Genomic DNA, 20689 nt, shown 5'->3' on the forward strand with positions numbered 1-20689 from the left:
ATGCAAAATCGATTCGTATGTGCGTGTGGAGTCCCGTATAATGGAAATTATTAAGGGAGGTGCAGACGATGTGCAGATATGCCATGTCAGGACCATACAAAGACATCTATGCCTGCTTCAACTGTCGCAAATCATTTAAACAAGTTTCCAGATATGACCTGAGCCCTGAAGTGGTGTCACAACTCGAATATAAATGTCCACAATGTACTATGTCTATGGCTAGCATGGGACAGGATTTCCAGGCACCCAAGCAAAAGGATAGCAAACAATGGACCAAAGTGATGATGCTGTATCGTCATGGTTATACCTTTCATAATTGTGGGTGTGGGGCTGGGTATCGCCCGTCTGATTTACGTGAATTATCCGATTTTCTGGAGCAGCAGGAAGCAGGTAAAGGCAGTGAAGGCAAACGATTATTGCAAAGGTTAACTTCATAGTTATGGCTCCTACATCGAACCTGTCGTCTATGGAAATGTTGAAAATACAGGCGAGCACGTTATATACAATCAATGAGCAGCACCGTCTATTAAGCATTAACGAACCGGGGGGTGGGCAGGCACCGGCCATTTTTATCGGGCTGGCTTCTGCCGATTCACTGATCTATTACCATGAGCAGTTACCGTCGGAACTAATGAATGAGTTGGGGAAGGATTGCGGGCTTCCATTGGATATTCCAAAACTGATCCGCAAGGTGGAAACCTTTGAACCAGTTAGCCATGTGTGGATGGGACCAGTCTATGCTTTTCCTGAGTCATCTGACGAGTGGAGTCGGAACGTACAACTAATTGGTCAGGAGCAGCGTGATTTGCTGGCAGAGCACTTCCCTGAATTAACAGATCAATTGCATGAAAAATGGCCTGTTTCCGCTTTTGTGATTGGTGATTCTGCTGTGGCAGTATGTTGTTCCGCAAGGATTTCCGAACATGGGGCGGAAGCAAGTCTATATACGGCAACTGGTTATAGAGGACATGGGTATGCAGCGGAGACGGTAAAATGCTGGCAGTATCATGTCAAGGAGCGTGGACGCATGCCAATCTACAGTACATCTTGGGATAATCTCGCTTCACAGCAAGTTGCCCGTAAACTGGGACTAATTCAATTCGGTGTGGATTTTAGTATCACAACTGTGGGGTTGAAGAAAGGCTGTGATGTTGAGTGATCCGCACTTTCCTACAAAAGGACCTTCAGTATGTCATTGAAGCGCATATCCGAATCTATCAAAACGAGTATAATTATGATGATAGCTTTGCTGAATTTATCACCCATGCGGTGAATTCGTTTGGCTTTACGGGCAATCACGCGAGGGAGATGTTATGGATTGTTGAGTTAGATCAGACAGCTTCCGGTTCCATAGGACTTACTCAGGTGAATGAACATACGGCTCAACTGCGCTGGTTTCTGATCGAACCGGAAGCGCGTGGTGCAGGGTGGGGCCGGAAACTGATTGAACAGGCAGTTTCTTACGCAAAAGAACAGGGCTACACGTCTATCATCCTGTGGACCAACGTGTCTTTGGATGGAGCACGTAGATTATATCAGTCCTCCGGCTTTAAAGTGATAGAAGTCCGTAAGCAGATTTTGTCAGGTCAGGAGCTTACCGAAGAAAAATGGGAGATTGCTCTGTAGCTGGACTTGAGTATTACAGACCAACCTGTTGCATTAACTGCTTATTGAAAGGAGTGGTCCAGTGAATCGCAGCAGACTGATTCTGGGTTTGTTATCTGGGTGTATTGCACTGACGGTAGCAGCATGTTCGACTCAGACGGAAGAACAAGTATTATCAGCAACTATCGAAAGCAAGCTGCAGCAGATGGTTAGTGACCCTGTCCTGCTGACCAGCAGCAATCCCAATGATTACATTGCTGGTAACCCGGAGGTTTACAAGGACATCCTGAATACGGGTGAGGCAGGACTTCTTCTCCTGTTACAGCAACTCGATTCCAGTCCGGAGAACGGTCTCAAGGAATGGATCATGGCTCAGGCAAGTAGCGAAATGCTTGGAGAGCACAGCCCTGTGGAGCCGTGGCATAGTGGTAAGGACTGGCTTAGGCAGTATAAAATGAATGTAGAATAATGGTTCATCATCCTAGTGTGTGATGAGCCGGAAGTACAAACCTCACCTCCAGTCAGCATGAGCAGCATCGAGAGGTTCTTGGGACCCAAAAGAATACATTATAGAGGTGAAATCCTTGAATAAGAAAATTGCTTTTTTTGATTCAGGCATCGGTGGTCTAACCGTGTTGCATAAGGCATTACAACAGTTTCCGGAAGAGAAATTCCTGTATTATGCGGATACTTTGCATGTCCCGTATGGAACAAAGTCTGCGGATGAGGTTAGAGGACATATTTTTGATTGTGTGGAAGCCATCGTTCAGGAGGATGTTCAAGCCATCGTGATTGCTTGTAATACTGCTACCAGTCTGGCTGTTAAAGATCTGCGCGCCAAGTACGATATCCCGATTATTGGCATGGAGCCTGCGGTGAAACCAGCTGTGGAGATGAATCGGGATAGTGGGAAGAGAGTGCTTGTATTTGCCACGGCTCTCACCTTGAGCCAAACCAAGTATAACGAACTGGTATCGCGTGTTGATGATCACCACAGTGTGGATTCCATTGCGTTGCCGGAACTTGTGGAATGGTGTGAACAGCTGGATTTTGATCCGAGTAAAATCACTGATTATTTCCGGTTCAAGCTGGCAGATCTCGATCTTCATGGGTATGGCACAGTGGTGCTTGGTTGCACGCATTATCCATTCTATACCTCCATTCTGCGCACGGTTCTGCCAGATCATATTCAGATTATTGATGGCAGTACAGGCACGGTGAACCATCTGCAGAAACGGCTTGGACTAGTGGCTCAGCATGGAGACCGAACAGGGGAACAGGTCACTTTCCTCAGTTCATCAGGCCAACCGGAAGAGCAGGAAAAGATGTACAGGGCACTTCAATATCTTGAGAAGAACTCCATGTAGGTAACACCATAGGAGGTGATAGCTATGCAGTCCATTTTTCTTATCCGTCATGCCAAGGCCACAGGTCAGGAACCCCATGCAGAGCTTACTGATGAAGGGATCAGGCAGGCCGAAAAACTTGCCGATATCTTGGCTCATCATGCTATAACGTATATTGTCTCCAGTCCATGGAAAAGGGCCGTCCAGACGGCCATGCCACTGGGCACAGCAACGCTGCAACATATACATACGGATGAACGTCTCCAGGAGAGGGTACTTAGCTCTCTTGATCTGCCTAACTGGATGGATGTACTGAAACGTACATACGATGATGTGGATTGGGTGGAAGAAGGCGGGGAATCTTCGAGAAATGCAGCTGCAAGGGGGCTGGCACTACTGGAAGAGTTGTGGAGCAGACCGGAACAGCATGGGGCTGTGGTTACACATGGGAACTTGTTATCACTGCTTATTCGGGAGTATGAACCATCCTTTGGTTATCAAGAGTGGGCCAATCTTTCTAACCCGGATGTGTATGTACTGGAGAGGCAACGGCCAGATGCAGGAATGCCCACCATCCGAAGAATTTGGACAGATTGAACAACAAAAGAGTGCTCCAGCGATAGTATATCAGCCAGAACACTCTTTTCCTTTATCCAAGGCATATTACAATGCAGCAATCATGATCATAACCCATCCAGCCAAAAAAGCGACTCCGCCAAGTGGGGTAATGGCTCCCAATTTGCGAACACCCGTTACACTTAAAGTGTACAGGCTGCCCGAGAACAGGATGATTCCGGCGAACATCAGCCATCCGGCAAGCATAACGAGTGAAGAGGATTCAAGACGGTCTGCCAGCAACCCGATCAGGATGATCCCGAGTCCGTGGATGAGGTGATATTGAACGCCGGTTTCATAGATTTTGATCATGTCAGCGGATAATTTGCGCTTGAGCGCGTGTGCGCCAAAAGCACCCAAAGCAACAGCCAGGAACATCATAATACTGCCGAGTATAATCAGGGTTTGCAATGTGTTTTTCTCTCCTTTTAAGGGTAATTAGAGACAACAGCAAGATGTACACGCATGTTGTCTAGAGTTTGCGTAATTGAATCTGCCCAATGGAATGATCGGCTTCCTTTTTCAGAATTAGCCTGGCACGCCCTTTGGTTGGCAAAATGTTTTCATGCAGGTTTTTCGCATTGATATCCTGCCAGATCTGGTTGGCGGTACGAACGGTTTCTTCTTCATCAATATTGGCAAATCGTTGATGGAAAAAGGAATCCGTGTTTTGGAACGCTGTATTGCGTAGTAGCTTGAAACGCTCAACGTACCAGTGTCTGATATGCTCTTCTTCCGCATCTATGTAGATGGAAAAATCGAAGAAATCACTGACCAGCAAAGGTGTTTCTTTTTTGATCTGAAGTACATTGATACCTTCAATAATGAGAATATCCGGTTGACAGATCTGCTTCTCTTCCCCTTGAATGACATCGTAGGCGAGGTGAGAGTACACCGGTGCTTTCACTTCGGGCTTGCCTGATTTCACATCGCCCATGAATTGAATCAGGGATTTGATATCATAGCTTTCCGGGAATCCCTTGCGATTCATGATGCCCTTCTCTTGCAGGACGGCGTTGGGATATAAGAAACCGTCGGTGGTGACCAAGTCAACCTTGGGTTTATTCTTACCTCTGGCGAGCAGTGCCTGAAGCAAGCGAGCGGCTGTACTTTTGCCCACGGCAACACTTCCCCCGATTCCTATGATGTAGGGGGTGGGGAGAGCTTCTTTTTTCATAAAGGAGGCCGTCAGTTGATTCAGCTCTCGTGAAACTCTTGCATATAGGTCAATAAAGTGGGTAAGAGGCAAATATATATCTTCGACTTCTTGAATCGATACCTCTTCATTCAATCCCTTTAACTGTTCTAATTCGGCTTCCGTCAGTGGAAGAGTGGTCTGATGTTCTTTAAGTTCAGCCCATTCCTTGCGGTTAAACTCGATGTAAGGAGAGTATAAATTCATGAGATCCCGCTTTCTGTATGTAATATAATTGTGGACACAATCTTTAGTGTACCAAATTTCAGGAAACTGACAACACCTTTACATTTGACCGTTCCAATTGCCTTTCGTCCAAACGTTACGAAAATCAACTTATAGGAAAGTTTAACCCAATTTATGTTAAAGTCAACGTATACCATGCGGAAGGGTGACAGCAAATGATCGTATATGAGAGAGAGCATGATTTTGTTTTGACCGCACAGCATGAGCATGGATTAGTAGCCGGGGAGATGGCTTCCCACTGGAAAAATGAATTATTAGCCGATCCTGCCCATCGGGATGAATTGATTCTGGCGGCCAAAGAACATGACCGGGGCTGGATCGAACTGGACTCGTCTCCGTTCTGGAATGATTACAGTCAATCGCCGTATTCGTTTCGTGACTTTCCATTGCGCCCGCGTTTTGTATTCTACCAAAAAGGCATTGAAGAAGTTCGTCAGAACAACCTTTACGCCGGATTATTATGCAGCCTGATGTATACGGAGCTGTTTCAGAAAAATCTGGGGGCTAATGCCCAGGATGATGAAGACATCCGGGAATACCTGAACATTGAACGTGAACATCAGTTGAGTTGGGAGAAGCAACTTGGTGGTGATGCTGAAGCGCTGAAACGAAGGCTGCAAAGCGATGTGGAAATCATGTTGTTTTGTGATCAGCTAAGTCTGTTTCTCTGTATGGAGGAACCCGGAACACCTGCTGAGCGTTATGATTTTTTTGCAGAAGGTCTCAGTTGTACGTTTGATGCCTGCTCCAGACAACCAATTCAGGCGGAGTGGTTATCCAATGAAAAAGTGGGGCTGTCTTTTTTTCCGTTTGATGAGGGCTTCACGGTTGTTTTGCCTTATAAATCTGTGCCAAAGGCGAGTATTCGCAAATTCGGTATGCAACAGGCTTATCGTCGGGCTGAATGGAAGGAACGCCGGGTATTGATTACGGAATTGAACAGATAACTGGAACTCCAAACTTAAGAAATTGGCAACATAGAATATCACAAAACAGGCGGGCTTCTGATGTACAGGGCGTCCGCCTTTCGTATGCATATATCTGAGTGGGAATAAAGCAGGAAAACACAGGTTATTCCCAGAAATGTTAGTGTACAGCAGAGAAGCGCATGTTAGCAGGAGGACGAACGAATATGAACACCAGAATAGAGATTTTAACGATGTGTATGGTATGGGACAAAAAGAATGATCAGGTGTTACTGATGAATCGGCCGGATCGCAAAGGATTTCCGGGATACATCGCTCCTGGGGGGAAGGTAGACTTTCCGGAGAGCATCGTGGATGGTGCCGTGCGGGAGGTTCTGGAGGAGACAGGTTTAGCTGTTCATGAGATTACGTATAAAGGTCTTGATGAGTTCTGTGATCCCGAACAAGGACTACGTTACATGGTATTTAACTATCTGGCGACTTCATTTGAGGGTCAGTTATTGCAAGATCCGCCCGAAGGCGAACTGTTATGGGTGCCTATGAAGCGGGTTTTTGAGCTGCCTATGCAGGATTGGTTTGCTGAACGTCTCCCGCGTTTTTTCCAAAAAGGTACGTTTGAGCGGAGTGTGATCTGGGAGAAGTCATCCGGACGTACACTGCAAGAGACATTCATGATGTATAGCGATTCTGTTCTTGAAGAGAGTGAGACAGGATAAGAAAACATGTCAGAAGGAGGAGCAAACATGGGGCAATTAATCCATGTGCATTAAGCTTGGTTTAGGATTAAAATAATGCCTCATAATGTATCATCCATATCTATATATTTATATCCAAATATTATGATATAATGAAGGTTACTATTTTTATGGGAGATGACTAGTCTGTGGCAGTAGTGTGTGTTTAATAGATTTTAAAAAATAGTTTGTTGAAAATGAAAAATGATATATTTGTGGATTTGCCATACATAGGCTTCTGCAAACAGGACGTAAATGAATATTGTACGATGAAAAGGTGGAGATTGGCATGAAATTGTCGTTCCGGATTTTGGACTGGGAAGAAGAGAGACCATACGAACTTTTATTGATGGCTGATCCTTCAAAAGCAATTGTGGATGAGTACCTGAGTCGGGGTGTTTGTTTTATTGCCGAGTACGAAGGAGAAATGGTTGGGGAATTCGTATTGTTAAAGACTCGTCCGGAGACTGCGGAGATTGTTAATATTGCCGTACAGGAAGAACTACAGGGACAAGGTGTAGGCAAACACATGATTAAGGAAGCGATGGAAGCTGCACGCAGATTGGGATGCCGAATTCTCGAGATTGGGACAGGCAACTCCAGCTTTCATCAATTGAAGTTATACCAACGCTGCGGTTTTCGCATTATCGGGGTCGACCGTGATTTCTTTGTGAGGCACTATGAGGAAGAGATTATAGAAGATGGTATCCGCTGTGTGGATATGATCCGTATGGCCATAGATCTGGATGCTGTTACGGAAGACGAAGACGAAAGGAAGAGTCCTTAAATGAATCGGCATACACATCTGGGGGTATATGGCTTGGTCACTTGGGAGGACCAATTCCTGTTAATTCATAAGGCTCGCGGAGCATATCAGGGGCAATGGGATTTACCAGGCGGAAGGCTGGAATTTGGTGAGCAGCCAGAGGCCGCTCTTCATCGTGAGATGGAAGAAGAGACGGGCCTGACCCATCTACAAGTGATGATTCGTTCTGCAGAGTCTGCGGTACTGGAATGGGTGTATCAAGGTGAGCCCGAAGAGCTGCACCATATCGGGATGTTGTATGATGTTGTTTTGACCGCAGCCAGTCAGCCGGATCATATCAAAAAAGAACCCGATGGTGAAGATTCGCTCGGTGCAGACTGGTTTACACTGGAGCAGGTTAGAGATCTTTCCCTTACACCGTTTGCAGCTCATATGATTAGTCAAAGTACAGAAGGTACACTTTAATGCGCGCATCATCAACTATTTGGATAACTCAATCTTGCTGAATCCTAAAGAAGCTGCTCGGATAGTTCATGCTGGGCGAGCTTTTTTTCAGTTGGTTTCTGAAGAAACCCCCAAATATTTGTTGAATGTGATGTCAATTGGTTAATGTTTTACTGGACGGTTTGTTTTTGAACATAATGGACCACAATTCAATTAAGGAGGTAAAATGGGAGATCGTATGCCTATTTTGTTGTAATTAAGCGTTCGTTGTTCTATCCAAATTGCTCGATTTATTCGATTCATCTAATTTATGCATCAATTGAGCTAAAAATAGGAAATGCTCCTGAGCGTAAAAGTTTATAGAATAGATATTAGAACATGGACTTCACTTGAAGAAGAGGAGAAAGTGTAACCTTCGAACGGATCAGGACAGTATTCGACATCTGTGCGACGGTATATACAATCATTGTTTTACTTTGATTTTGAAAACGCAGACAAACCTTGACGGGAGCGTCGGACTAACGTTACTACCACCAACAGCACGATTATTGGACTTCATGAAAAATTTCGCTTAAAATGTTGAACGAACGCAAATTACGGCTTAGTCAATGATTTCCGTCAAAAACTTATGACTAAATCAAGACGGAGGGAACGTCGATGACGATCGTGGAAGGCAACAAGAAGCCCTGGGAAAGTTACTATGGCCCCAACATGGGATACGTACAGGAACAATATGAATTATTTGCTCAAGACCCTGGCTCGGTTACACCGGCCTATCGTGAACTATTTGAACAATGGGGTGCACCGCCGATGTCTGGCACGGATGCACGTACAACCTCGAATTCCGGCAACGCCCAAATGGCTTCCGGGAACGTAGACATTCAATTATTACAGAAAGCGGTTACAGCGGGTAAGCTGGTATGGAACATCCGTACCTATGGTCATCTTGCTGCAGATATAGATCCGCTTGGAATCAGTGAAGCCACAGATACGTCTTTGCTGGAGCCTCAGCATTTTGAATTAAACGAAGAAGATCTAAAAGCTTTACCTGCTTCCCTGATCTGGGAAGGTGCAGATGGGCAAACAGTAACCGGTTGGGATGCAATCCAACGTTTGCGTCAGATATACACTGGACCCATGGCCTATGAATTCAGTCATGTTCACGAAGTGCAAGAACGTGAGTGGTTGAATCGCCGTGCGGAATCCCGTACTTCACCAGCTCCACTTACGCCGAAAGAGCGTAAGGTTTTGCTGGAACGTTTGGTAGAAGTTGAGCAATTTGAAGATTATCTTCACAAAACATTTGTTGGACAGAAACGTTTCTCCATCGAAGGTAACGATGTGCTTGTACCCATGCTGGATGAAGCTGTTCGCATCATGGCAGAAGCCGGATCAAGCCACATTTTGATGGGTATGGCCCACCGTGGACGGTTAAATGTATTGGCTCATGTATTGGGCAAACCGTATAGCAAAATTTTCTCTGAATTTCATCATGCTCCGAACAAAGACTTGGTTCCTTCGGAAGGTTCGACGGGAATCAACTACGGTTGGACGGGGGATGTCAAATATCATATGGGTGCAAACCGTTTTGTAAAAGACGGAGAAACTGTACAGGCTCGCCTTACTCTGGCGAATAACCCGAGCCATCTGGAGTATGTCAATCCGGTTGTACAAGGTTTTGCACGTGCCGCTCAGGATGACCGTCGTGACCCAGGATATCCGAAGCAGGATGTAACGAAGGCAGCTACCATTTTGATGCACGGTGATGCAGCATTCCCTGGAGAAGGGATCGTTGCAGAGACGCTTAACTTCAAAGCTCTGCCAGGATATCAGAATGGCGGAACCATCCATATTATCGTAAACAATCGTCTGGGCTTCACTACAGATAGCAGTGATTCACGTTCAACGTACTACGCAAGTGACCTTGCTAAAGGGTACGAAATTCCGATTGTGCATGTTAATGCAGACAATCCGGAAGCTTGTATTGCAGCCATTCGTATGGCAGCAGAGTATCGCAATCGTTTCAAAAAGGATTTCTTGATCGACTTGATCGGTTACCGTCGTTATGGCCATAATGAGACCGATGATCCCGAAACGACTCAACCTATCGTCTATGACAAGGTGAAAAACCATCCAACGGTAAGCCACCTGTATCAGGATCAATTGAAGCAGGAGTCGGTTATCGATGATGCATCCATTACGAGCATTCGTGATGGAGTAATGAACCGATTAAAAGAAGCTTATGACCAGATGAAGAAAAATGAAGTACATGAATATTATCAACGGAAAATCAGTGAGCCGGAGGCTGTTACGATTACTCCCACTGCGGTACCGCTTGAGAATCTTCGCAGCATTAATGCCGATCTGCTGAAATGGCCTGAGAACTTCAATGTGTATCCGAAGTTACAGCGCATTTTGCAGCGCCGGAGCACTTCCCTGAACGAAGGGGAAAAAGTGGATTGGAGCCTTGCGGAGACACTCGCATTTGCAACCATTCTGGCAGATGGCAAGCCAATTCGGATTAGTGGACAGGATGCCGAGCGCGCTACATTCGCTCATCGGAATCTGGTACTGCATGATTCGGAGAATGGAGCTAAGTTCTGCCCATTGCATCACTTGCCACAGGCAAGAGCATCCTTTGCGATCTATAACAGTCCGTTGTCTGAAGAATCCGTTGTTGGATTCGAATACGGATATAACGTATATTCACCCGATACACTGGTTATCTGGGAAGCTCAATTCGGGGATTTCGCCAACTGTGCACAGGTAATTTTTGACCAGTTTGTATCCGCGGGTCGTGCCAAGTGGTCTCAAAAATCCAGTCTGGTTATGTTGCTTCCACATGCGAATGAAGGTCAGGGACCTGAGCATACAAGTGCTCGTCTTGAACGTTTCTTACAACTTTGTGCAGAAGACAACATGACGGTTGCCAACTTGTCGAGTGCTTCCCAGTACTTCCACTTGTTGCGTCGTCAAGCTTCATTGACTGAAACAGAAGATGCTCGTCCACTTGTCATGATGTCACCGAAAAGTCTCATTCGGAATCCGCGTGTTGCATCACCAGCAGTGGAATTCAGTGAAGGCAAGTTTGAGCTTGTGCTTGAGCAAGCTGGACTGGGTACAAAACCGGATCGCGTAGAGCGCATTATTCTGTGCAGTGGCAAGATTGCTATTGACCTGGAAGATGCTATTGAAAAAGATAAAGCGGATTGGTCATGGCTTCACATCATTCGCGTGGAACAGCTATATCCGTTCCCGGCAGAAGAGATTAAGCGTATCCTCGCACGTTTCAGCAATGTTAAAGAGCTGGTATGGGTACAGGAAGAAAACAAAAACATGGGTGCCTGGACATACATGGAGCCTCGTCTTCGTGAAGTTGCCCCGGAAGGCACAACCGTTAGATACGAAGGTCGCCCGGAACACGCAAGTCCTTCCAGCGGTTATCAGCTTGTGCATAGTATGGAACAGCAACAGATTATTACATCTGCGTTGAAACAAACGACGAAGAATAATATTCCACTGGGGAGGTAAGAGCTGTGAGCGAAATTAAAGTACCTGCAATGGGTGAGTCAATAACTGAGGGAACTGTATCCAGATGGATGGTTAAAGAAGGGGAACCCGTTAATCAAGGTGATGTTCTTCTTGAACTGGAAACCGATAAAGTAAATATTGAGATCAGCGCAGAAGAAAGTGGCGTGCTGGAGAAGATCATCCGTCAGGAAGGAGAGACGGTAGAGATCGGTGAAACGATCGGTACACTCTCAGCTGGTTCTGGAGGAGGAAGCGGTGCACCCGCTTCCGAACCGGCAGCAGCTGAAGAGAAAAAGGCCGCAACTCCTGCACCTGAAGCACCAACACCAACAGCACCTGTTGCTGCGGCACCGGAATCATCCGATAGTGCCAAGACGGCTTCACCGTCCGCTCGCAAGCTTGCGCGTGAACGTGGTATCGAGTTGGATCAGGTTCAGAGCAAAGATCCGATTGGACGGGTATACCAGGACGATGTGAAGAGCCATAACAATGAGGCGCCTGCTCCTGCTGCTCCACCAGCGAATAAAGCTCCTGCGGCACCTAGTGCTCCGGCAACTGGAAGTTCCACGTATACCAAACCAGTGGAGCGCCAACGCATGTCTCGCCGCCGTGCAACCATTGCCAAACGTCTGGTAGAGGCTCAACAGACTGCAGCCATGTTGACTACGTTTAATGAAGTAGATATGACTGCGATCATGGATGTACGTAAACGCCGTAAGGACAAGTTCAAAGAGAAACACGAGATTAACCTGGGTTTCATGTCCTTCTTCACCAAAGCGGTTGTAGGGGCTTTGAAAAAATTCCCTACAATTAACGCAGAGATTGATGGCGATGATGTTGTGCTCAAAAAGTATTATGACATCGGTATTGCCGTATCTGCGAAGGAAGGACTGGTTGTACCGGTTGTACGTGATGCCGATCGTCTGGGCTTTGCCGAGATCGAGAAGAGCATTGCGGACCTGGCATCCAAAGCTCGTTCCAACACACTGGCGTTATCGGATCTGCAAGGTGGAACGTTCACCATCACGAATGGTGGAACATTCGGTTCCTTGTTATCTACGCCAATTCTGAATACACCTCAAGTGGGTATTCTGGGGATGCATAAGATCCAGCTTCGTCCAGTGGCGATTGATGCAGAGCGGATGGAGAACCGTCCAATGATGTACATCGCGTTGTCCTACGATCACCGGATTATCGACGGCAGTGAAGCAGTACGTTTCCTTGTGACCGTGAAAGAATTGCTTGAAGACCCGGAATCTCTGTTAATTGAGGGTTAATCCATAACGTTTGATCATGGCTATTATTCATATCGCTTAACAAGAAAACCCCTGAACTGGAGTGCAGCGTGAGCTGTATATCCGATTCAGGGGTTTCTTTCGCTATCGTGTTCTCTGACCCTATTATACAGAGTCAGCCGTCTCAGTAGAGCTCGTATGGCTATGGTTTGTATTTGAATTCGAGTCAGGGGTATTCTGCTCTAGCCAGTCTACAACGTGCTGAGCCACTTCTGTTCGGTTGATCTCATGCAACATTTCGTGGCGCCCACCTGGATACAGGCGGTACTCAATATTCTCCAGATGAAGCTTCTTATACTGGGAGACCAGATTAAGAACGCCTTTGCCATGAAGTCCAACAGGGTCCTTCTCACCTGAGAACAGATATACGGATTTGTGTTTGGGGATGCGCTCCATATTGTGTGGAAGATGAACTTCGAGCAGCAATTTGAAGAAGTCGCGGAAAAAACCTGCGGTACAGACCGCTCCGCACATGGGATCATCAATGAATCGTTGAACCTCTTGTGAGTCCCGGGACAACCAATCAAACGGTGTCGTCGCAGGACGGAACGAGCGGTTAAATCCACCAAATACAATCGCGTTGAGCAGCATGCTGGGATGAGTTGCACCCTGAATACCGCATTGCAAGAAGGCGAGCTTCTCTCCAAATCGGAGTAGACCGCGTCGGCCGTTTGTCCCGGATAAAATAAAGGCATGGTACTGCTCATGACCAGCGTACATGAGATGTTGTACCAAGAATGAGCCCATGCTATGTCCCATTAGAAACAGGGGCACCCCAGGGTTTTCCTTGGCGGCTACTTCACCCAGATTAATCATATCACTTGCCATCCAGCGGAAGGCATCGACACCAGCATTACCGAGTAACTCGGCATTCTCCACAGTTTTGCCATGACCCCGATGGTCATTGGCATAGACCGCATACCCATTTTGGGTAAGAACGTTGGCAAATTCGGCGTATCGAGCTGCCGTCTCGCCCATGCCATGAGCAATTTGTACTACACCTTTAACGTTACATTCCGGATCGGGAAGCCAGCGGTACACATGAATACGGGTACCTTCACTAGCGACCAAGGCAAAGGTAGATTCCTGCATCTCGTGTAATTCCTCCTTCACAGGTTACATATAAGCTTGATTTATGGCAGATAAGAGCGAAGAACTGTGGTATTCCCGTTCAATGTATAAGAACCCAGATTGGCTGGCAAGAGATAACATTGTCCAGCTTTCAATTCAATGCTGTCTGATGCAGCATGTGCCCATTCCAAAGTTCCTTCTCCTTCACATACAACGAGAATCGTGAAGCTGTCAGGATTGGTGGAGAGTTCCCAACGTCCAGTTACAATCCCTTTTTCCACCACAAAATAAGGGCATTCCGCAAGCTTGAGCCATTCACCGGGAGTAGCGTTATTGGTTTTCATCGTTGAGGCCCCTGCGCCTTCATAGGCGGTGACATTCAATGAGTCCTCAACATGCAACTCACGTGGTTTGCCATCCAGCCCAGGACGATTGTAATCGTATATCCGGTAAGTCGTATCCGAGTTTTGCTGAATCTCGGCGACAACAACACCTGCACAGAGCGCATGTACGGTTCCGGCCGGGATAAAGAACGTATCACCAGCTTCCACAGGTACCTGACGAAGGGTATCCATCACCGTACCGTTCTCCAATGCTTCTTTTAAGGTTGCACGATCAACGCCTTCATTCAAGCCATAGATGATATGTGCGCCCGGTTTTGCGTCGAGTACATACCACATTTCTGTTTTGCCAAGCTCGCCAGGAGGAAGTGCCTCATACTCGTCTGTAGGATGAACCTGAACGGACAGGTCATCGTTGCAATCAAGCAGCTTAATCAGAAGAGGGAAGCGTCCGCCTTTTTCGGAAACGCCTTTGGTTCCAAGCCATTCGGTGCCCAGTTGTTCACGAACTTCATCCAGACCCTTGCCAGCTAGTGCTCCATTTAATACCTTGGTTGTACCGTTTGGATGATCCGCTATCATCCAGCCTTCTCCGATATGTCCTTCAGGGGGTGTAAGGCCGAATTGCTCCAGCGCACGACCGCCCCACACACGTTCTTTGAATTCAGGTTGGAATTTTAATGGGTATGGCGTAGACATCAGTAATCTCTCCTCTAGTATATGAAATGGTGGATCGCTTTAATCAGTCGTGGGCATGTAATCGCCATAAGCAAACAAGTGAATACGTTTGCATATGTAGATTTAGAACACAGATCGCAGTAAGAAAGAGCCGTTATGTAGCTCGCCTTGCGATTGTGTCTAGTTTATTGTATTTGGTGAACAAAGGAAATTATTTTTTCTCGATGCCAATCAGAAAAGGAGAAGTCTCCCGCTGCAATTGGCGATACATTACAACCTGTGCCTGTTCTACAGGCAAGGCAGAAGACCATTCCAATACGGCTGACGCTTCCTGTGCGCCTCCGTTATGACCGGGGTAGAGCACAACCGTAATAATGCCGCGAGGACGTAATAAAGCGAGTGCAGCCTCGAGTGCAGCAATTGTGCTGGCAGTCTCGGTGATGATGGAGGAATCTGCACTTTCTGAAGGCAGGTACCCCAGATTAAACATGACTGCACCAACCGCACCAGGCCATGTCTCAGGCACCGCTTCTGCCATTCGATCATGGTTTAGTTGAAGCATGGAGATGGAACCAAGCTTGGCTTCGTCATCTTGTTTTCGAATCCGGGCCTGTGCCAGCGTGAGAGCTTCACTTTGAATATCGAATCCTATGACTTGACCACGTCTGCCTACTTGTTGTGCCAAAAACAGCGTGTCTGCTCCTGTACCAACCGTTGCATCTATGGCCAGATCACCTGGCTGCAGACGGGAAGCAATCCACTGATGAGCACAGCTGAGAACCGAAAGAAAGCCCATCTATGCTCGCCTCCAATACTTACCTTGCCAGGAATCCCGTTCTCGCAGCTCCCGATCAATGGAGTTCAACACTTCCCATTTGTTCATGGACCACATCGGTCCAATCAGCAGATCACGCGGTGCGTCCCCTGTAAGGCGGTGTACAATCATTTCCGGGGGAAGCATCTCCAGTGTATCTACGATCAGCTTGATATACTCGTCCTGATCCAGAAAACGTAAAAGACCAGCTTCGTATTGCTTCACCATTGGTGTTTTGCGCATCAGATGCAGCAGGTGAATCTTGATGCCCTGTACATCCATGTTGGCGACGGCACGTCCAGTATCCAGCATCATTTCATGCGTCTCTTGAGGCAGACCATATATGATATGTGTGCAGACACGTATATTCCGTTGACGCAGTTTCTCAACCGCCTCTTCGTAACACTTCGTGTCGTGTGCCCGATTAATCAATGTGGATGTGGAATCATGGATCGTTTGAAGCCCCATCTCGACCCACAGATAAGTGCGCTCATTCAGTTCAGCCAAATAATCAACAACGTCGTCTGGCAAACAATCCGGACGTGTCGCGATGGACAAACCTACAACACCTGGCTGCTCTAAAATTTCTTCAAAATATTCGCGAAGCTCCTCAACCGGAGCATACGTGTTTGTATAGGCTTGGAAGTAACCAATATAATGGGCTGTAGGCCACTTGAGGTGCTGTTTATCTCGAATCGTATTGAACTGGGTGACCAGATCTTCACGTCTGCTGCCAGCGAAATCGCCTGATCCACGCGCACTGCAGAAGGTGCAGCCACCTTTGGCAATGGAACCATCTCGGTTGGGACAGGTGAATCCAGCATCCAGCATCACTTTGAAGACCTTATTGTTAAATTGATCTCGCATCTCATAATTCCAGGTATGGAATCGTTTATCTCCCCACAATAGTGGGGGCTGTAATGCAGGTGCATTCATTTTCGAGGTACTCCTTTGGCTGTCTAATTACAGTAATCATACGTGAACGAAAGAAGAAGCGCTATGCGATTTCCGTCATAGACGAGGGATAGCGATTATAGGTGTCTCCATGAACATTTATCATTGTATCAAAAAACTAAAAAAAAAGGGAACCGAAACGCAAAAATAGGCCGTAAAATCAAGGTTTTCTCCTTGCTATAGTTTACACCTTATGTTATATTTAAATCAACGTCAGACACCATCCAATGGGTATTATTCATCATAGCATTTGCATCAACGTTGACGTCATGGACCATACTATACCGTGAGGTGATATGAATGAATTCCCAAGTTAAAAACAATGAATTGAATCATGTGTCTGTTGAATTGACGGCAGAAGAAGCACTGGCTTTAACAGGTGTTCGTTTTAATGGCAATCCGAAAGTGAAAGCGGCTGCAAGACAAAAAGTTCGCGATGCTTTTGAAAAGACATTTGATTTTTCACACCAAGATAAGGTAGACTATGAACTACTAAAGTAGTTGGACCCCAATTCCAAATAAATCGAAGAGGGAATCTTTGAGATTTGCCCAAAGTGGCAGATCCGAAGATTCCCTTTTCATTGCTCTTTACAATTTGCCAGTTCTTCGGCAAAATAAGTTAGAGACAAGTATGGGACAAACGGAGGAATAAAATGCGTTTACGTGGCAGAAAAGGGATAAGAGAAAATCTGGAGCAACAAGTTGATCTTGTTGTACTGGACCCCAAGCAACTTAAAGGAAAATGGTCTGAACTGTTTGGCAATGACCATCCGATTTTCGTGGAATTTGGTATGGGTAAAGGTCAATTTATCAGCCAAATGAGTTATAAATATCCGGAATTTAATTTCATCGGTATTGATATGTATGATGAACTGGTGCGTCGTGCCAGTGAGAAAGCTCGTAATGCGTGGAGTCAGGCTGATGTGGAGACACCTCCGAACCTGAAGCTTGCGCTGGCAAATATCGAACAGATCGAGGAAGTTTTTGAGCCGGAAGAACTGGAACGCATTTATTTGAACTTCAGCGATCCTTGGCCAAAAGCAAAGCATGCACGTCGCCGGTTGACGCACCCGCGCTTCCTGAAGAAATATACGGAACTGCTTAATCCAAAAGGACAGATTCATTTCAAAACCGATTCGGAGACGCTGTTTGATTTTTCGCTCAACGCCATTGCCGACTTTGGTCTGCAAATGACGAATCTGTCTTTGAACCTTCACCGTGATGGCTTGAATGAAGAGCATGTGATGACGGAGTACGAGCAAAAATTCATGGGTAAAGGTATGAACATTCACCGCGTTGAAGTAATCGTTGGTGAAGAGGCCTTGCGTGAGTATCAGCAGACACGTCTGGACAAGTATAAAGTCCGCGAAGCAACAGATGAGTCTGGTGAAGATCAAGATCAGGACTAGAATCGAAAATCTAACTTAAATTCATTAAAGAAGAGCGACACATGAGGGGAATGATTCATTCTCACAGGTCGCTCTTTTTTTGCATTAACAATCCATGTGCAATGCTCCATACACTCACTTCCGAGATGATTTCAAAAGTTCTCTGAGTGAAATTCTTTGCGGCGATAATCATTTGGTGTAACACCATTGAACTTTTTGAACATGCGATAGAAGTATGAACTGTTGGTGAATCCGGTTCTCTCGGCTATATCGGCAACAGAATTTTCTGTCTCTACCAGCAGATGCTGGGCTTTGGCTATGCGGGTTTCGTTAATCACGTCCGTGAGCCCCTTCAGGGTGAGCTGTTTGTAGAGTCTGCTTACATAGATGGGCGACATGCTAAGCTCATCTGCAATAGAAGTTAGACATAGGTTGGGGTCCGCATAGTCCCGCTCAATAATACCGTTGATTTTACGGATCAACTCTTCGTGCTTGAGTGTACGTTTCTCCTCAACTTTGGAACCAAGCTCATCAAACATACGATAGAAGTATTCATGTACTTCGCCGATGTCTTCGGCGTCTTTGACAGGTAGCATTAGACCATCCGAGATTGAATCGAGCGTGAGTTGATTATTCTTCTTAAGGGTATTTCGTACATGGTTCAGTGTCATCGTCAGATGGGATAAGGCTAGCTGGAAGACAGTGAAGGGATATGCGGCTGTTTCGCCGACGATATCTGCATAGACTTGCTTGGCTTCTTGCGTCTTACCTGTCATCAGATAATCGATAAGTTGTCTTTCCTTACCTGCCGGGAATGCGTACTCCTTGGCGTGATAAGCCATAATGTCAGAGGTATGGATCAGACAGCCCGGTCCCATGAACAAACGATGCAGGGAAGCTTCGGCTGATCGGGTGTAGGATGCAATACTGTCTTCCAAAGAATCTTCTTCCGTGCCAATTGTACAGGAGATGGAGCATTTCAGATGGGTCATTACAGCAGCTTGCATCATGCGCAGCAGTTCTTCAATCCGGTGATCGGCAGGTTGCTCAAGTTCCTGGTATTCCGCTTTTTCGTTGAAAATGAGTGTGATCAGATCACCGCCCATATCCACAGCTTCCGCATTATAGTGGAGGTCGGCTGTCTCGGTGCAGATGTTCATCATGGCGTATTTTACAAGCTGTGTCTCATCACGATACGTTTCGCAGAATTCGGTAAAATGGTCAATACGCAACAATACCAGTCTGGAAGCACGCTGAACATCGATGGAGGAACCATAGAACTTCATCCGTTCTTCCAGCATCCCTCCAGTTACTGTTTCGCGACCCTGCAAGGCCCCTCGCAGAAAATCCTGCCTTAACAGATGGAGACTGCCCCGTCGCTCTGCTTCCATCACACGTAAACGAACAAGAACCTTATCAATAGGGTGATATAGTTTACGGGACACAAGGTAAGAGAGCAGTAAACCTGCGAAGAGAAGCCCAACACAAAACAGAACGGTATGTGTTCGCATACTCCGTATATCTGAGGTAATCAGATCATAAGGTGTTATTCTCACATAACGCCATCCCAGGTCATCGGGAGCGGTATAGGTGATGAGTGATTTTTCGCCATCGACCCTCTCCGTAAAATAAGTTGAATGCTCCGTATCTTGCATAATCGGCTTCATAAAAGCTTCACTGGAGAGATTCTTCATCAATGAACGGTCACCAAAGTCTGATAACAGATCTCCATCCTCATTCACGATAAAGGTCCTGCCTGGTTGATCCGCAGCATTCATATTCGGACTGAGCCAATCATCCTTAATATTAACAATGACAGCATAGTTTAGTTTCGCGTTGTCATTGACTGTGTCATAACAGAGATAGGTGTAGCTGTTAACTTCTGTTGCTTCAGTAGAACCGACCTGATATGTGCGCGGGATGGGGACGAAAGGTTTATAGTCATGAAAGCGTTGGAGGATGCTTGTAATTCCCTGATCGTCGATCTCCGAGATGGATTGCTGCCCATTGCGCTCGTTGGAACTGATAAAGAATTCATTATTTTTAGAGTTATAGACATAGATGGATTCAATAAAGGGGAGGGACATGCGGTAGTTATCGAGCTGCTCCATCGCTGATGTAATCTCATAAATATTTGGTTTGGAATACAGCAGTAATGAAGAGATGGTGTAATCCTGATAAATCTGATATGACAAAGATTTCGCAGTCTCGGTCATTTTGGCCACTTCACGACTAGTTTGTGTAAGACTGTTCATATCTGTACGATACACCTGGCGAAGAGCAATTCGATTATAGTTGACATACAAAATAGAAGAAGCCACAAGTAAGGTAGCAACGGTACTGATAATAATGCCGATCAGAATCCGTGAGAAGACCTTCTGACTGTCCTCCGAACGTTTACGCATTCTTCTTCCCCCTCGAACCTCCTGTTTTGGGTGAACAACGTAGAACTTCATATACATACGCTAGACTTCATATCTGGATGTGCAGAAGAACAAGAGTAACTTGAATTATATATTATGTATGCGTTTACATCAATGCTGGACAGGCCGTTTGGTTTGGTTTATCTACATAAAGTTCAACTTTCGCTGGATTGTTCACTAGGTGCAGCCTATGCACGATATCAACATTTGTGAACGGATGCGTGTGAATGTCTGTTCATTTCATGGTTCGTTCGTTTTGTTCATAGTTCATTTCGCAGAATCGTTCATTTTCTGACGGGAAGCTTCAGTATCCGTGA

At 46.1% G+C, this 20689-nt stretch carries 21 protein-coding genes; 14 read left to right on the forward strand and 7 right to left on the reverse strand.

The window, feature by feature from the left end:
* Positions 1–68 precede the first annotated feature (68 nt).
* The 6 genes from MHH93_RS08090 to MHH93_RS08115 all read left to right on the forward strand — a co-directional run bounded on the left by MHH93_RS08090 (position 69) and on the right by MHH93_RS08115 (position 3548).
* Complete coding sequence (locus tag MHH93_RS08090; protein WP_500053618.1) at positions 69–437, forward strand: hypothetical protein; 369 nt, start codon at positions 69–71, stop codon at positions 435–437.
* A 2-nt stretch (positions 438–439) separates the two neighbouring features.
* The gene (locus MHH93_RS08095) at positions 440–1159 is read left to right on the forward strand and encodes a GNAT family N-acetyltransferase (protein ID WP_500053619.1); all 720 of its coding nucleotides are present in this window, start codon (positions 440–442) and stop codon (positions 1157–1159) included.
* Positions 1156–1626, forward strand: coding sequence for a GNAT family N-acetyltransferase (locus tag MHH93_RS08100; protein WP_500053620.1), 471 nt, complete (start codon positions 1156–1158; stop codon positions 1624–1626). Before MHH93_RS08095 ends, MHH93_RS08100 begins: the two co-directional genes overlap by 4 nt.
* A gap of 61 nt (positions 1627–1687) precedes the next feature.
* Positions 1688–2074, forward strand: coding sequence for a hypothetical protein (locus MHH93_RS08105; RefSeq protein WP_500053621.1), 387 nt, complete (start codon positions 1688–1690; stop codon positions 2072–2074).
* 115 nt (positions 2075–2189) lie between these two features.
* Positions 2190–2972: a glutamate racemase gene (murI, locus tag MHH93_RS08110; protein WP_500053622.1), complete on the forward strand. Its 783-nt coding sequence runs from the start codon at positions 2190–2192 to the stop codon at positions 2970–2972.
* A 24-nt stretch (positions 2973–2996) separates the two neighbouring features.
* On the forward strand, positions 2997–3548 hold the full coding sequence (locus MHH93_RS08115) for a histidine phosphatase family protein (RefSeq protein ID WP_500053623.1): 552 nt from the start codon (positions 2997–2999) through the stop codon (positions 3546–3548).
* A 66-nt stretch (positions 3549–3614) separates the two neighbouring features.
* Here MHH93_RS08115 and MHH93_RS08120 read toward each other — a convergent pair whose 3' ends face one another.
* Together MHH93_RS08120 and coaA are read right to left on the reverse strand one after the other, a co-directional pair.
* On the reverse strand, positions 3615–3977 hold the full coding sequence (locus tag MHH93_RS08120; protein WP_017689687.1) for a DUF423 domain-containing protein: 363 nt from the start codon (positions 3975–3977) through the stop codon (positions 3615–3617).
* A 61-nt stretch (positions 3978–4038) separates the two neighbouring features.
* The gene (coaA, locus tag MHH93_RS08125) at positions 4039–4968 is read right to left on the reverse strand and encodes a type I pantothenate kinase (protein ID WP_440387817.1); all 930 of its coding nucleotides are present in this window, start codon (positions 4966–4968) and stop codon (positions 4039–4041) included.
* A 194-nt stretch (positions 4969–5162) separates the two neighbouring features.
* On the opposite strand from coaA, the gene MHH93_RS08130 reads away from it, so the two are divergent.
* The 6 genes from MHH93_RS08130 (at position 5163) to odhB (ending at position 12685) form a co-directional block, all read left to right on the forward strand.
* Positions 5163–5954, forward strand: coding sequence for a DUF3891 family protein (locus MHH93_RS08130; RefSeq protein WP_500053624.1), 792 nt, complete (start codon positions 5163–5165; stop codon positions 5952–5954).
* A gap of 185 nt (positions 5955–6139) precedes the next feature.
* A complete protein-coding gene (locus MHH93_RS08135) occupies positions 6140–6649 on the forward strand; it encodes an 8-oxo-dGTP diphosphatase (protein WP_500053625.1) in 510 nt (169 codons plus the stop codon).
* A gap of 307 nt (positions 6650–6956) precedes the next feature.
* A complete protein-coding gene (locus MHH93_RS08140) occupies positions 6957–7454 on the forward strand; it encodes a GNAT family N-acetyltransferase (protein WP_500053626.1) in 498 nt (165 codons plus the stop codon).
* Positions 7455–7898 carry an NUDIX domain-containing protein gene (locus MHH93_RS08145; protein WP_500053627.1) on the forward strand — a complete coding sequence of 148 codons (444 nt, stop codon included), beginning with the start codon at positions 7455–7457 and terminating at the stop codon, positions 7896–7898.
* 636 nt (positions 7899–8534) lie between these two features.
* Entirely contained in the window at positions 8535–11408 is a 2874-nt protein-coding gene (locus tag MHH93_RS08150; RefSeq protein WP_500053628.1) for a 2-oxoglutarate dehydrogenase E1 component, read from the forward strand.
* Positions 11409–11413: 5 nt separating this feature from the next.
* Positions 11414–12685: a 2-oxoglutarate dehydrogenase complex dihydrolipoyllysine-residue succinyltransferase gene (gene odhB, locus MHH93_RS08155; RefSeq protein ID WP_500053629.1), complete on the forward strand. Its 1272-nt coding sequence runs from the start codon at positions 11414–11416 to the stop codon at positions 12683–12685.
* A gap of 123 nt (positions 12686–12808) precedes the next feature.
* Here odhB and MHH93_RS08160 read toward each other — a convergent pair whose 3' ends face one another.
* The 4 genes from MHH93_RS08160 to mnmL all read right to left on the reverse strand — a co-directional run bounded on the left by MHH93_RS08160 (position 12809) and on the right by mnmL (position 16543).
* On the reverse strand, positions 12809–13795 hold the full coding sequence (locus MHH93_RS08160; protein ID WP_500053630.1) for an alpha/beta fold hydrolase: 987 nt from the start codon (positions 13793–13795) through the stop codon (positions 12809–12811).
* 41 nt (positions 13796–13836) lie between these two features.
* Positions 13837–14814 carry a type I phosphomannose isomerase catalytic subunit gene (locus tag MHH93_RS08165; protein WP_500053631.1) on the reverse strand — a complete coding sequence of 326 codons (978 nt, stop codon included), beginning with the start codon at positions 14812–14814 and terminating at the stop codon, positions 13837–13839.
* A 190-nt stretch (positions 14815–15004) separates the two neighbouring features.
* A complete protein-coding gene (gene mnmM, locus MHH93_RS08170) occupies positions 15005–15589 on the reverse strand; it encodes a tRNA 5-(aminomethyl)-2-thiouridylate-methyltransferase MnmM (RefSeq protein WP_500053632.1) in 585 nt (194 codons plus the stop codon).
* Positions 15590–16543: a tRNA modification radical SAM protein MnmL/YtqA gene (mnmL, locus tag MHH93_RS08175; protein WP_500053633.1), complete on the reverse strand. Its 954-nt coding sequence runs from the start codon at positions 16541–16543 to the stop codon at positions 15590–15592.
* A gap of 318 nt (positions 16544–16861) precedes the next feature.
* Between mnmL and MHH93_RS08180 the strand changes: the two genes are divergently transcribed.
* Positions 16862–17062 carry a hypothetical protein gene (locus MHH93_RS08180; RefSeq protein ID WP_036610190.1) on the forward strand — a complete coding sequence of 67 codons (201 nt, stop codon included), beginning with the start codon at positions 16862–16864 and terminating at the stop codon, positions 17060–17062.
* A 152-nt stretch (positions 17063–17214) separates the two neighbouring features.
* Complete coding sequence (gene trmB, locus MHH93_RS08185) at positions 17215–17970, forward strand: tRNA (guanosine(46)-N7)-methyltransferase TrmB (RefSeq protein WP_500053634.1); 756 nt, start codon at positions 17215–17217, stop codon at positions 17968–17970.
* A 131-nt stretch (positions 17971–18101) separates the two neighbouring features.
* On the opposite strand, the gene MHH93_RS08190 is transcribed toward trmB, so the two are convergent.
* Positions 18102–20354 carry an AraC family transcriptional regulator gene (locus MHH93_RS08190; protein WP_500053635.1) on the reverse strand — a complete coding sequence of 751 codons (2253 nt, stop codon included), beginning with the start codon at positions 20352–20354 and terminating at the stop codon, positions 18102–18104.
* Positions 20355–20689: the final 335 nt, after the last annotated feature.

Origin of the sequence: Priestia sp. FSL H7-0729, assembly GCF_038005685.1 — a bacterium.
Classification (GTDB): Bacteria; Bacillota; Bacilli; order Paenibacillales; family Paenibacillaceae; genus Paenibacillus.